General features: G+C 43.6%; 13 protein-coding genes. All 13 read right to left on the reverse strand.

The features are described from left to right. Positions 1-73: 73 nt before the first annotated feature. Complete coding sequence (locus DFO57_RS21900) at positions 74-655, reverse strand: hypothetical protein (protein WP_233255891.1); 582 nt, start codon at positions 653-655, stop codon at positions 74-76. Then, positions 642-1862 carry a site-specific integrase gene (locus DFO57_RS21905; RefSeq protein WP_110015960.1) on the reverse strand — a complete coding sequence of 407 codons (1221 nt, stop codon included), beginning with the start codon at positions 1860-1862 and terminating at the stop codon, positions 642-644. Before DFO57_RS21905 ends, DFO57_RS21900 begins: the two co-directional genes overlap by 14 nt. A gap of 314 nt (positions 1863-2176) precedes the next feature. Next, positions 2177-2800, reverse strand: coding sequence for a hypothetical protein (locus DFO57_RS21910; protein WP_110015962.1), 624 nt, complete (start codon positions 2798-2800; stop codon positions 2177-2179). A 40-nt stretch (positions 2801-2840) separates the two neighbouring features. Further along, positions 2841-3053, reverse strand: coding sequence for an AlpA family transcriptional regulator (locus DFO57_RS21915; protein ID WP_110015964.1), 213 nt, complete (start codon positions 3051-3053; stop codon positions 2841-2843). 169 nt (positions 3054-3222) lie between these two features. Beyond that, complete coding sequence (locus DFO57_RS21920; RefSeq protein ID WP_110015966.1) at positions 3223-4035, reverse strand: DUF6387 family protein; 813 nt, start codon at positions 4033-4035, stop codon at positions 3223-3225. Next, positions 4032-5234, reverse strand: coding sequence for an integrase arm-type DNA-binding domain-containing protein (locus DFO57_RS21925; protein ID WP_110015968.1), 1203 nt, complete (start codon positions 5232-5234; stop codon positions 4032-4034). Before DFO57_RS21925 ends, DFO57_RS21920 begins: the two co-directional genes overlap by 4 nt. A gap of 375 nt (positions 5235-5609) precedes the next feature. After that, on the reverse strand, positions 5610-5849 hold the full coding sequence (locus DFO57_RS21930) for a phage repressor protein (protein ID WP_233255892.1): 240 nt from the start codon (positions 5847-5849) through the stop codon (positions 5610-5612). 108 nt (positions 5850-5957) lie between these two features. Beyond that, positions 5958-7220, reverse strand: coding sequence for a translesion error-prone DNA polymerase V subunit UmuC (gene umuC / locus DFO57_RS21935; protein WP_110015972.1), 1263 nt, complete (start codon positions 7218-7220; stop codon positions 5958-5960). After that, positions 7220-7459 (reverse strand): DNA polymerase V, encoded by a 240-nt coding sequence (locus DFO57_RS21940; RefSeq protein ID WP_110015974.1) that lies wholly within the window; start codon positions 7457-7459, stop codon positions 7220-7222. The genes umuC and DFO57_RS21940 overlap by 1 nt, the downstream gene beginning before the upstream one ends. 214 nt (positions 7460-7673) lie before the next feature. Then, on the reverse strand, positions 7674-8882 hold the full coding sequence (locus DFO57_RS21945; protein WP_110015976.1) for a tail fiber domain-containing protein: 1209 nt from the start codon (positions 8880-8882) through the stop codon (positions 7674-7676). Between the two features lie 11 nt (positions 8883-8893). Beyond that, the gene (locus DFO57_RS22635; RefSeq protein WP_146206696.1) at positions 8894-9967 is read right to left on the reverse strand and encodes a DUF6453 family protein; all 1074 of its coding nucleotides are present in this window, start codon (positions 9965-9967) and stop codon (positions 8894-8896) included. Then, complete coding sequence (locus DFO57_RS21950) at positions 9967-12657, reverse strand: DUF1983 domain-containing protein (RefSeq protein ID WP_110015978.1); 2691 nt, start codon at positions 12655-12657, stop codon at positions 9967-9969. Before DFO57_RS21950 ends, DFO57_RS22635 begins: the two co-directional genes overlap by 1 nt. Continuing rightward, positions 12657-13055 carry a hypothetical protein gene (locus DFO57_RS21955; RefSeq protein ID WP_110015980.1) on the reverse strand — a complete coding sequence of 133 codons (399 nt, stop codon included), beginning with the start codon at positions 13053-13055 and terminating at the stop codon, positions 12657-12659. The genes DFO57_RS21950 and DFO57_RS21955 overlap by 1 nt, the downstream gene beginning before the upstream one ends. Positions 13056-13058: the final 3 nt, after the last annotated feature.

Raw genomic sequence — 13058 nt, forward strand, 5'->3', positions numbered from 1 at the left:
TTCGTCGGAAAATCGCTTCTTCATGGGGATGTCCTCATGTGGCTTATGAAGACATTACTAACATCACGGTGTATTAATCAACGGGGAGCAGGTCAACATAGCAATAAAGATACATGGGAATTTTATCTTCTTTTAACAAATTGCTGATACTCTTAAGAACGACTTCCAGCTCTTCTCCAGTTAGCGGTCCACTATTTGGATCTCTTCGTTTGACGGCTTCTCCTGTCAAATTAGTTTTAACTTTTATTTTTTCCAGCATTGTTAAAGCTGAGGTTTCAACTCCTACATAACCGAGCTTTTTCCACTTCGTTAGAAACTTCTTTATAGAGTTTAGTTTGTAGTTTTTCTCAGGGCCTAAATTAACATTAAATTGATAAACCGCATTTGCATCTATCGTCTTAAGGTCTATCATCCCTAACCATTGACTAAAAATCTGGTTTATGTTTTTTGTATAACCTGCACTGTATTCAGCCGAAAAGTAAGCCAAGGTAGTAAGGTAACCAATACGCATTGACTTTGGCATTTTGTCGGCAATCTTATGTGGGAAAATACAAGTCTCTTTATCTAATTGCCATTTGATATCAGAAAGCTTGAAGCTATATCCCTGCATCGTTGCAAAAATCAGATTCTCTTTTCTTAGATTACATGTTTCCATTATATTGACCCTCAGTTATCTTTTTCAAAGATTCATAGACTCTTCCAATAACTTCTTTTTCTTTTTCTGATATATGTTTGAAATTATAGTTTTCAGACATTTTAGAGTCTTTTGACCACCCCATGAGATAGCATCTCAATCCTGATTTTCGACTGATTTCCAAATTTGAACTATCAATTTCATTTGAATAGAAATAGTTCCATGAATGCCTCAATCTATGCCCCGATAAACTCTTTAATTCCGGGCTTGCTTTTTTAATAGTTGAAATTATTTTCTCATATGCTGAAACAGATAATGGTTCTCCTACCGTTTTACCTGCGCTGTGAGTTACAAACAGGAAGTCATGTTTTTTCTTTTTAGTGGTTTTACTTCTACAAGTTTGTATGTAATCGAAGATCTCCATCACTAACTCGTCTGACAATGGGATTATCCTTTCGCCGGTTTTGACTAATGGCTGATTTAGCCTCCGGTCTTCAATGCAGTCATGTCTTCTGAAGATACTCAGTGTGTTATTTATAAGATTTAGATCATTTACTTTAAGATTTAGTAACTCACCTGCTCTCAATCCGCAATTCAGTAACAAGGTAAAAATGAGCCTATTCCTCACTTGAACCTCCTTCTGAAAAGGGTTTTGACTCCCTCCGACTTCCAACAGCTTAAACAGAGTTTTTATTTGTTCTTCACTTATCGATTTGTCAGTTCTGTCATTGATGCTGAGTGAGCGATTTCGCGGGATGTGCGCCTTTATGCTTTCAATGAAACTTTCGACTTCATATCTGGCATGGATTCCCTTCATAGAATGGATCAATCCGCACAACCAATTTAGATAGCTTGAAAAAACGTGTATCCTGTAACTAAAAGTTCTGGTAGCAATCTGCTTTCCTTTTAGTAATCTTACATTCGTGATTTTTTGTTGATCGAATCGTTGCTTTGCATACCGTATCAGGTCATCGACTTCGGCTACACTTAGGAACCGCTTGGTTTCAATCCTATCAATGATGTTGATTTTCCTACTTTCCATAAAATTGCTAAGGATAAGTAGATTCGTTGCGACTATCTCCATCGTAGATGCAGTCGCACTTCTGTTCCTGACATTAGTTGTGAGATAAAGGTTCTGATAGTAAACTGGTAGCAGTGTTTCTTTGTTGAGAATTAAGCAACCGCGTTCTCCATTGCTCATAACAAATTTTTTTATTTTGAATGACATTATAATAACCCTCCGAAAACTTTACATTTAGTAATCACTACGGCTTATCATTATTTTATCGATTTAAACTTTGCAATTTTATTTTGTTATTTTTGGGTTTATTTATAATCCATTTAGATACTTAAAAAAATTTCTTTCACGTGAAAGAAACCAGTACGGCTAGTTTATTGTAGTCATACCCGATTCAAGAAGAAAAACTAATAAAGCCTTATTGCATAAGTAATACAGCGGCGCCAAAAAATAATTTGGAAAGTATCCTGTTAAATTTTACTATTTTTTAATATTAAAACTTTACATTTTTAAAATGATGACATTTAAATAGTGATTTGTATTGTTGTTCGTCCATTGTAAATATTTTCTACTTCGTTCCAGTATTCCTCTTGAATAACTTTAGCTTTACTGCGGAGTTCATCTCCCATATGAATTATCAATGCTTCTCTTTCCAACATGTCACACAGCAAAATTCTTGTTATATCTTCAGTGCTTAGCTTAAGAAGTTCAATATCATCTGTCATAAATGAATCTTCATCTGGCAGAAGATCCGGCATTGTGTCCACATAATGGTTGAGCATACTTCTTTTAATACTTAAGCCACATAGCAACACATAGTCTTCGCCCTTTTCAGTCTTTTTTACAGCGATATTAATTTCATTCTGAGTGATTTCCTTTGATAATCCTCTCAGTAGCTCATTACATTTGACCACTGACAGTATGCTTTCATAAATATAATTTCGACTCTCTTCATCTAACTCTGATGAAAAATGGAATGGGTGTAGTTGGCTATATTCGAGGTAATAGCTTAAACAAACCACAGATTTCTTACTCAATGTATTCATAGGTAATAATCTAATAGCTTCAGCATCGAAAATCTTATCAAAGGTTTCTTGACCCACAAGCCTTGAAAGGTTTCCAATATTCAGGAATTCTTTGATTTCCACATTGTCCTCGCTTTGTCGTTGTTGTTGATCTGAATACTTACTATCCAGATTTTCTCGAATTGTTGATGGTGTCAGAAACCCACTGATCGATCTCCGCCTCAATAAAAGCCACAGCTCTTGAACCTAATTTGATAGGTTTGGGGAATCTATTTTCAGAAATCAATCGGTAAATCCATGCTTTCTTGTAACCTGTTTTATGTAGCACTTCAGGTAAGCGGATGAGTCGAGTGGTTTGTGTAGTAGATGTGTTCATGATTGTATCTCCTCGTCTGTTCGATGAGTTGATACTAATACCCAGCAGATAGGCTATTGAAGGGAGTTTTGGTATATAGAATTCTATGCGTTAATCGCTTGGAAAAAAGGGAGAGGAAAAAAATTAATTTCATCTCCCACTTGCAAATTTAAGTTAAACATGAAATCCCTTACAATAAACTTCTGAGTCCACTAAGAGGAATTCCCTCCATATGATTGTTTTTATTTATAAAATTCTCAATGCTTTTGCATGTCTCTCCAGACAATGCTTTCTCAGCTAAAGGACGATCAGTTTCCTTAAGTTGTTCTTCTCCTCGAATCTCATCTGTTAATCTTGGGTAAAGAATCCTTGATAGAACGGTATTCGTTAAGGCTATTTTTTTAAACTTGGCCCACAGAAGTAAGTCCATCATGGGTAGTATTCGATAATCTATAAGCTTGATGATTTTAGCCAATCCAAATTTTTCAATTTTGCTTTCCTTGACCTGATAATCGTCCCTCCAAACAGGAAGCATAACTTTTAGTGCATTTATAATTTCTTCATCAGAGGAATTTTTAATGTCGAATGATATGAACAGCCTATTATCACTATCCTTTCTTATTACATCTTTCATAATAGAAGTTATTGGCTGATACTTGATTTCTTTTTTAAGCTCTCCCGTTCCTTTTACAAAAGAATCAGGAGCAAAACACTCAAGTGTTCTCTTTAAACTTTCAATATGTCTAAAACTTACCTGATGAATATGGCTGTTATTATAGTTAGATAATTCACCCACATTCATTGTTTGACTGATTAAGGGTTTTCCATCTAAGATCATTTCGAATGTAGTATCATCTCCTTCAAAGAAATCCATTCCTTCAAATATATTTCTCCTGACTTGAAATTCTTTATAAAACTCCCTCAAAGATAATTTTTCTACATCCTGATAATTTTCAATGTTGAACCATGACTGAAGCTCTATGTTGATCTCGTTCACCTTCATTGCGTCACCTTTCCGAGCTTAGATTCATTTTTTAATTTATTTAGATAGTCGGCATACCATTGCATCATTTCACGACGCCTATCCAGATATTGAGCATGGTTATAGGTGCCACGAATAGTATTTCTATCGGCATGAGCAAGCTGTGTCTCAATCCATGCACTATCAAAACCTTGCTCATGCAAAATCGTGCTTAGAGTATGTCGAAAGCCATGTCCTGTAGCCCTTCCTGCATAGCCGATTTTTTTGATTACCTGATTGATACTGGCTTCACTCATGCTTTTTCGGGAGTCATTTCTGCCGGGAAAAACAAATTTGAATCCGCCAGTAATCACTCTTAACTCATCAAGAAGCCTGAGAGCTTGATCAGATAATGGCACCATGTGTGGTCTTTTCATTTTCATGCGGGCAACTGGGATTTGCCAAAGATGTTTTTCAAAATCTATCTCAGTCCATTCTGCTGAGCGAAGCTCAATCGTCCTCAGTCCAGTTAGCATGAGAAGCTGAGTAGCTATTTGAGTAATTTTGCTACCAGAATATTGCTCCAGTTGTCTTTGAAACTCCCCCAGTTCTGCCACTGACAAATGTGGAAAATGTTTTTGCTTGGGTGCTTTGAGCACACCGACTAAATCTGATACGGGATTATGCTCAGCCCTGCCAGAAATCACTGCATAGGTAAAAATCTGGCGACATGCCTGACGGGTTTTTTTTAGCTTATCCAGAACTCCCCGTTTCTCCATCTTGCGAAAAACATCGAGCATCTCTTTTGCATTAATGTCTGCAATAGGTCTTTTGCCAATGTGAGGAAAAATATCCTTCTTCAGGTATTCCAGGATGTCTGTAGCATAACCTTTTGACCATGATGGTTTCTTGTGCTCATGCCATTCAAGAGCGATAAGCTCAAAGCTGTTATTAACAGCCAAAATTTTTGCAGCCTTGATATCCTGCTTCTGCTGACTCGGGTCTCCGCCTTCCAGGAGAAGCTTCTTAGCTTCTGAGCGCTTCTGTCTGGCTTCTGCGAGGCTCAGTAACGGATATGTCCCAAACACTACCCGCTTCTCTTTACCAGCTATACGGTATTTGAGTCGCCAGCTTTTGGCTCCGTTTGGAAATATTTCAAGATACATACCACCGCCATCGGAAAGTTTGTATGACTTTTCCTTGGGCTTCGCAGAGTCGATTTGTCGGGCTGTTAGCTTCATTTGGGGGCATCATTTCCATTGAACCTGTCGATGCCCCCTATCGTGCCCCCATATTGGATAAGAACGCAATAGGTGACCTTGGACCGAAATGGACCAGTTAAAAGATTTATGTTCTGATTTTTAAGGGAAAAGTAGACTTTAAGGGATGTAAACAGAAGAGAAAGTGGCGCGCCCTACAGGATTCGAACCTGTGACCTACGGCTTAGAAGATAGTAGAGCGTAATTTAACACACTGATTAACCGCACAAAATCCATGCTCGCAACAGGCTTTGTGTCGTTGAATGTCATCGAGTGCACTTAACGGTAATTCGTGTTTTTCTTGTGACGCCACATTTACGACACAGCAGCGCCACAGGAAAGATTCGAACCTGTGATTCAAACCGGCATCCAGTCAGCCTCATAAACAGACAGGATTTCGTGCGTCACCACACCGAGCATCACCACACCCTCCAGTGATTCCCCGTCAATCGTCTCACCTTCTTCTGTCACAATTCCCGTTCTGAAGTACTTCCCAACCATCGGGTAGCCGTCAACCTGCCATGCAACCTTGTTGCCCGGCACCGGAGTGATGGAACTGTCAACCAGCGCAAAGCCTAGCGGGGTATCAATACGCATAGTTAGGTTCGGATGAGGTATCTCACCAGTCAGGTCATAGCTAACTTCATCACAATCAAGAATCTTGCATGGCAAAGTCATAATCACCTCTCTGATAGATGTTGAGTATCACTTAACAACCGGAAGGTCTGAGAACTTGGTTGTGTATGCAGGTGAAAGCATTTCTCGCTTCATATCCCATGACTTTTCAATCCCCTGTCCCGCGAAAAATAAACTGGCCTTGCCGCTCTGATTTAGTCCATCAACTACACGCATTAGCGCCTCGCTGTTATGCTGTGGCCGGTATTCATCAAAAAGGTTAAGCTGAGACACTCCCTGACTGAAAAAGTCACCCAGTATGACTCCTGCCTTCATGTAGCGATGACCGTCCTGCCAAATCTGATCCAGCGAATCCATAGCAACCCGGATAATGTCACGGGTATCGTTAGAGGGTGTCAGCAACTTTCCTGCGGCCTGATTGCCGTAAAATACCTCGCCCTCAGCGTGCGGACTGGTGCGGACAAAGACGGCTATCTGTTTACAGTACTGCCTCTCCTTCCTTAGCTTTTCTGCTGCGCGTTCTGCAAAGGAGCAGACAGCCTGACGCATATCCATATATTCAGTGATGCGTGAGCCGAACGATCGCGAACACACTATCTGTTGTTTGGTCGGTGCAAATTCTTCCAGCTCTAAACAGGGCTCGCCACGAAGCTCCCTGACGGTGCGCTCAAGCACGACGTTGAAGTGTTTTCGGATGATGTACGTGCTCTGCTCAGCGAGGTCTTTAGCAGTAGTGATACCCATGGCATTTAGCTTTTTACTGATTCGCCGGCCAACGCCCCATACGTCCTCCACCGGCACCAGAGCGAGTAATTTTTTCTGGCGGTCAATATTCGAAAGATCGAGGACGCCGCCTGTCTTGGTCCATTTTTTGGCAGCATGGTTTGCCAGCTTTGCCAGCGTTTTGGTTTGCGCAATGCCAACGCCAACTGTCAGGTGAGTGTCCTGTTTGACTCTGGCGCGCACCTTTCGCCCTAAATCTTCAAGTGATGTCAGGCGCTGCATGCCATCCAGGCACATGAACGCCTCATCAATTGAATAAATCTCCACAGCCGGGCACATATCCTCCAGCGTAGTCATAACGCGGTTACTCATGTCGGCGTAGAGCGCGTAATTGGAACTGAAAACCTGAACTCTGTATCTTCTGAATTCGTTTTTAAGCTTGAAGTAAGGCGCGCCCATGGGTATCTGCAATTTTTTGGCTTCCGCCGAACGGGCAATCACACAACCGTCATTATTGCTCAGAACCACTACTGGCTTACCGCGTAAATCAGGTCTGAAAACCGTTTCGCAACTGGCGTAAAAGGAATTTACGTCAACCAGAGCGAACATTAGAAGCCACCATTCGGGTTGAACACCTGAAATATGCGGTCCTCACCCTCAGACGTTGATATATCTCGAAAAGTGGTTGTGTGCGTCTCAATCCACTTATTGGCTGCACGAAGTGTGTAATGCCAGTTCAGACGATCAAGCTCACGAACGAAGTCAAGTGTGCTGAGTGTGTAGCGGCCTTCGACGTCACGCTTAATAGCCTGACGAAAGGCAATCATGATTTCATAGTCACGGGGCATTGTTGTACCCTCCGATTTTTACTGTATATATTTACAGTAATATCAGCATATGAATTTGATCAAGCCACTGCGGTTGATATATTTGTAAAGATGTTGGTGGGAAAGGGTTTTTATTTTTAGGAGTACCGATTAAAAGACTAAACTTTAATCACTCACCCCGTAAACCTGCTCAGAGAGGAACGGAAAATTTATTGCCCGGTCGCCGGGTTTTTTTTCAGGCATCTAGACCGTCAATCGCTTTAATCCTTTTTTGCAGCTCAGATATAATTAAATCCTGCTTACTTATTTTGCAATTAAGGTCTTTGACGGCCTCTATCAGCAGCGCAACAGGTCCAGAGTAGTCCACGCTGAGATAAGTATCTTCATCAAACTCACCAGTCGGCAGTCCTATCTCATCCCTTACTGGAGTTCTGACAACATTCTTTTTGACGACTTCCGGCAGAACCTCTTGTAACTCCTGCGCTATTACCCCCGCTGATTCTATTTTCCCGTCAATATAATCAAATGTGTAACCATTTAGCTTTTCTACTTTATCTAAAGCATCCTCTATTTTAACGATATTTTCTTTCTTGTTTCTGTCCGACGTCTGGACTACGGATGTGCAAGTAACCGTGCCGGGCACATCAAGGCCACCGTTTGTCTTAAATGCAAAATAACGAGCCGTGCCAGAAAGGTTGGTTGATATCGTTAGCTGCCCTGACTGCTCTTGGTTTATTTGAGCATACGGAACGTTATTACCCTGGCCAGCAAGGAAGCGCAGCAGGAAAGGCCAGCCACCAGATGGAGTGTTCGACCTGAAGTTTACTACGGTCCCTTCTATGTTTACGTTTCCGACAACAGTGCCGCCTGATTTACCATCTAATGTTGAAAGGCGAGCATCATTCCCCTGCGCAACGGTTCCAGCATCGGTGCCGTAGGCCACACCTAAATTGGTTCTGGACTTTGCGGCATCTGCAACGTCAGACAGGTTGCCAGACTTTGCCAGTTTTCCGTTTGTCGCTGTTGCGTTATTGTCGATCTGCGTGTTCATCTCTTTCCAGCTTCTGCCGGAATAGCTGACATCTGAACCATATGGAGTGATGGTTACGTTTCCGGTCTGGGTCAGCAACGTCATCCAGTTAGCGATGCTTTGCAGTATACGGTCCATTGCTGCAGCTACTTTTTTAGACAGAGAGCTGTTGCTCATCTGGAAGCTGGTGACAATGATAAATGGCGAGCCTGCCGGCACGGTAACATCCGAAGGAACCGCCAGAGTTAATGTTGTTGCACTGTTAACTCCAGCAACCTCCATAAATGCTCCGCCTGCCATCAGCATATCTCCGGGGTTAACCCCTGCGGCAGAATCAGTGAAGTTTGTACCATTGCCTGTTACTGTTGTAGAGCCTTTGGTTAATTGCACCGTTCCGGTTCTGTACCATGCCATATTTATTTTCTCTAAAAGTAATAAGATGCATCAATGCAGGGCAATTGACATGCAATTTGCATTGCTCTTGGGTAGGTATAAAGGGGAATGTCTGAGCCGGTAGTTTTCGCTCGCGAAGTCGTTACACTATTTCCGTTCATCATCATTCCAGACAGCAGCATTTTTCTGTAGCTGTACGTTGTACCTGATCGCGTGTAATCACCGCGCTGAGTGCCTAATACACAGAGTGGTATCATGGGAAGAGAAACGTTTCCGGTCGGGCTTATCCATGCCTGTCTGTCACCAGTTGAATCAGACGTATCATAATACCCCCCAAAGTCATAATAGGCATCTGACCACATCACAGGCGGATATTTGCTTGAGTAGGTAACCTGACCGCTCGCGTTTCTTATTACGAGTCCGTATCCCGATACAGGAAGCGATGGTGAAAAACCACTGCTCACTATTACTATCTGAACGCCGGTAACTGAACCGCCCTGCTCTGAGCCGTTAACCGAACTAAAAGCAGTATATGTCCTTATAGAGTTAGAATCTTTATCAAGGAATAAAGGCGTTGACGTATTACCCCAGCGGGCGAAAACAATATAATTACCTCCCAGATTTAAAACGCTACTCGGTATATCCCACTGACCATTGATATCGACAACACCTCTGAAGGTAACAAATCCTGACAGCGATGCATCGGAAATCTCCATAAAGTTTGCGCCATTGGTAATTCTTAGCCCGTAACTCGAAGATGGGTTTTCAGCATACTGAATGGAGTAAACATCGATGTTACCTATGTCGAATGCACTGGACTGATTTGCTTTAATGGTATCTATACTTACGTTTAAGCTCCCATTAAAGCTCATCGAAGAGATGTAGTGAACCGGTGGACCTGACTGGTCTCCCACCCCAACCCTGACAACATTTCTTGGCAGGATTAACACCTTGCTGTTAGCAGGCTGAGATTTGAAACCACCATATGAGGCCGTTTGCGTTTTCACGGACGCGGTACCAAGATAGGAGGCGTATCGGGTTGATCCATCCAGAATTAACTGTTTGCCGCCATCGTCAGGCGTTATTCTTAATCCGTATGTCGCCATTAGAAAAGTTTCCCCAGCTTTGTCCTCTCTACTCCGTTGGTGTCATAGCAGGATATTCCTGTTGAATTAATAACGACGCCGCCAGAATTCCCATTGTCTCCGTACATTTCAAAGCTTCCATCATTCCTCATGATAGTTCCGCTCTTTCCTGCTACGTAGTTTGCAGAATAAAAGCTACCAATCTTGGCGAGCGTAATAGATGCATAATCAAAGATGCCTTCAGATATAAATACCTGTCCGTTTTTAACGGCAAAGGCAAGTGTCTCAGTATTATTGCTTGGGTTGTAAACAGCAAAAACATCCGACCTCACAGCAAATATGCTCTGGACAGCGCCTCCGTTACCTTCCAGTCCCAACTGAATACCTGCCACTATTCTGTTGCCGCTGGCCTGGTTTAGCTGAACCTTAACACCCCATTGCGCTGATAATTTACCATTGATGTCAGCTACTGCTGTGGATGTCTGCTGAACAGTCGCGCTGATATTGTTGTACGACGCATTCAGTTGCGAAAATTGCTGAGCGTAGGCCTGATCATTTTTTGTTATAAGAGTTGTTATCTCTGTATAACTGGCAGTGATTTTCATACCCATGTAATCAAGAGATTTATACTTTTGCTGTACATCTCCGTCGTTAGTAAGGGCGTTCTCGATAATGGCCTGATAATTATCTTCTGCTGACTGATTGAGGTTTTGTATGGCCTCACTTTTTCTCAATTCCGCATCGATATAATCGATCAATCCGGCAGAGGAAAATGTGTAGACGAAACTGACATGAATAAATGCCGAGCTGCCAAATGCATTAATCGTTCTGACATAGTAGTGGTAGGTGTGATCGACCTGAAGATTGTTATCAGTAGTGTACTGGTTACCCATGTACAGCCTTGTGGCATTGCCCTCCACAGTATCGATATTGCTGTTTGGTAGCTGTGTCTCTCCTGATGTCCAGAAATCGAACTGAGTGGACACATTCTGGATTTGAGGGATCCGGGGTGTCAGCGTTGCCTGGAAATATCCCATAGCCACATCTACCGCGCTGGGTGCATCTGGCGCAGCAATATTAAAATCAAGCAAAGCCTCTGGTGATGTCGCACCGCTGTAACCCACAGCAACAACATGGGCCGTATAGAGGCCTCTGACAAGTCCGGTAAGGCGCGTAAAGGAGCCGGGAACCTGAACTGAAAGAACAAGCTGTCCGTCTTTTTTGATTAAAACCTGGTTATAAGCGAACTGCCCTACGTTCTGCCAAGACAGTATCCCCTGAACAACCTGGCCGATCTCTTCCACTGTGTATTTGAGGTTCTGTGGCTGAGCAACACCATCAGTAGGAAGTTGTGTGAAAGGTGGACGCTCGATAGGCTTACCAATCGCATCACCCCATACCTCAGATGTTTCCTGCTTGAGCGTTAGCTGGACGCCATTCTGGACGCCGAATTTCCAGTCTGTAACGCGCATCTCGACATTAATGATTCCCAGCGAAGGGAAGTTAACTTTGACATACATTCCCGGCCGATAGCGGTATCCGCTCAGGTTCAGCGTGACATTCAGCGTCCGTGATATCCTTGTGCGCTTGAGCTTAATATCTGCAAGCCTCTGCGCCTGAAACTCTGATGTGACAAAGCGCAATTTGAGGTCCTGAGATATTTCCACCCCGTCTTCATCCACCCAGTCTGATACTGATACGGCCGGAAAATCTACCTCTGCAAAGCGTTGCTGTGGGTCATTAAACGTCCCTTTGACAGTGTTAACACGCTCAGCCTGTGACACCTCAGGCATGATCTCGATATCACCAGCCAGTTGACTCTCGCTGATGACCTCTGATGCTGGCCCGTAATAAGCACCCACAAGAATGCCGTGCTTTCCGGCGATGTAAGTGGCCTCGCCTGAACACGCAGACAGCATAGATTCGAGGATACTGGCTTTATTTTCGCTCATGTCGAATTCGCCATTGATGGTGTATCGTCTTTCTGTCTGTCCGTCTGCGCCGCTGACAATCTCATCAGATATATTTGCAGCTTCTTTAAACTGGTCCCAGTTGATATCCGCGTCAGGAACCTTCAGGTAACTCCGGTAATAGTCGAGGATGCAAAGTGCGGCATTGTTGCTGTAGTTAGTTGCACCGTTTCGCGGGTCATACACCTTGCGACCGAGTTTCTCTACCGTGATGTTGGGAATGCCAGAAGGAAACTTTTCAGAGTCAAACTTGAGCGTAACCCTGAGCCAGCTTATCCCTCTGCCAATCATGTCTGATTTCCATGACGGCGCGTTCTCAAGCATATACGGATCAGCAGTCTGGCGGTCAATGTGGACTTCATAAGAAACCTTATCGCCATATGTGGAAATGTCATCATCTCCAAGGTAGACAGCGCCAATGCTCGTTATGGGATGACCGGCCAGCGTTATAGCGAGGTGAAGAAGCTCTCCGTCTGTCTGATCACCCTCCTGCTCTTCGGAAAAGAAAAGCGTACCTGCAGAAAGTGACCTTCCATAAACCACGGTCTTTGCGCTGGCGGCCGCACGCAGAACCTGCTTGCGCTCCTGAGCATCCCTGTAACCATCGAGGCTTGGTTTCTTAGCAAGCGCCTGAGAGGCAACCTGCGCAGCAACGGTAATGACCAGGGCGATAGCATAGGCCTCATTTGCCACGGCGATACCACCGGCAACAGCAGCCACAACTGGAATAGCAGCAGGCATTATCTCACCCTCCATGCACTTAACAGATTGCCACGCAGACCAACCAGCCCAGACTCTCCCGGCACCCAGACAGACCCGCCGTAAAACACCCCGGCACAACGCCTGCCGGCATTCTCTACAACTGCAACGTCTCCGCGCTGTATCATCGTCGGACTTACCTCATCAAGAAACCGGCCAAGCACACGCTCAAGGGATCCGCCGCCGCGCAACAGTGCTTTCTTTGCTCCGGTCTCGCTGTCATATTTACCGCGAAACTCATTTGCAAAGTCCTCGCCACACATCGCCTCTACACAGTCCGCAGCAAACAGGCAGCAGTCATTTTTACCCCATGAAAAAGGCCGCTTTTCAGCGGCCTTGATTACGGTGACGAGTCTTTTCTGCCAGTCTGGATGTTTCATAAA

It is taken from the genome of Pantoea sp. AG702 (genome assembly GCF_003182295.1).
Lineage (GTDB): Bacteria > Pseudomonadota > Gammaproteobacteria > Enterobacterales > Enterobacteriaceae > Pantoea > Pantoea ananatis.

Excerpts from the sequence above, each read along its gene's own strand:
- DFO57_RS21915 (WP_110015964.1), bottom strand. The coding sequence starts at position 3,053 with ATGAACACATCTACTACACAAACCACTCGACTCATCCGCTTACCTGAA.
- DFO57_RS21930 (WP_233255892.1), bottom strand. The coding sequence starts at position 5,849 with ATGCGTATTGATACCCCGCTAGGCTTTGCGCTGGTTGACAGTTCCATC.
- DFO57_RS21940 (WP_110015974.1), bottom strand. The coding sequence starts at position 7,459 with ATGCCCCGTGACTATGAAATCATGATTGCCTTTCGTCAGGCTATTAAG.
- DFO57_RS21950 (WP_110015978.1), bottom strand. The coding sequence starts at position 12,657 with ATGCCTGCTGCTATTCCAGTTGTGGCTGCTGTTGCCGGTGGTATCGCC.
- DFO57_RS21955 (WP_110015980.1), bottom strand. The coding sequence starts at position 13,055 with ATGAAACATCCAGACTGGCAGAAAAGACTCGTCACCGTAATCAAGGCC.
- DFO57_RS21900 (WP_233255891.1), bottom strand. The coding sequence starts at position 655 with ATGGAAACATGTAATCTAAGAAAAGAGAATCTGATTTTTGCAACGATG.
- DFO57_RS22635 (WP_146206696.1), bottom strand. The coding sequence starts at position 9,967 with ATGGCGACATACGGATTAAGAATAACGCCTGACGATGGCGGCAAACAG.
- umuC (WP_110015972.1), bottom strand. The coding sequence starts at position 7,220 with ATGTTCGCTCTGGTTGACGTAAATTCCTTTTACGCCAGTTGCGAAACG.
- DFO57_RS21925 (WP_110015968.1), bottom strand. The coding sequence starts at position 5,234 with ATGAAGCTAACAGCCCGACAAATCGACTCTGCGAAGCCCAAGGAAAAG.
- DFO57_RS21920 (WP_110015966.1), bottom strand. The coding sequence starts at position 4,035 with ATGAAGGTGAACGAGATCAACATAGAGCTTCAGTCATGGTTCAACATT.
- DFO57_RS21905 (WP_110015960.1), bottom strand. The coding sequence starts at position 1,862 with ATGTCATTCAAAATAAAAAAATTTGTTATGAGCAATGGAGAACGCGGT.
- DFO57_RS21945 (WP_110015976.1), bottom strand. The coding sequence starts at position 8,882 with ATGGCATGGTACAGAACCGGAACGGTGCAATTAACCAAAGGCTCTACA.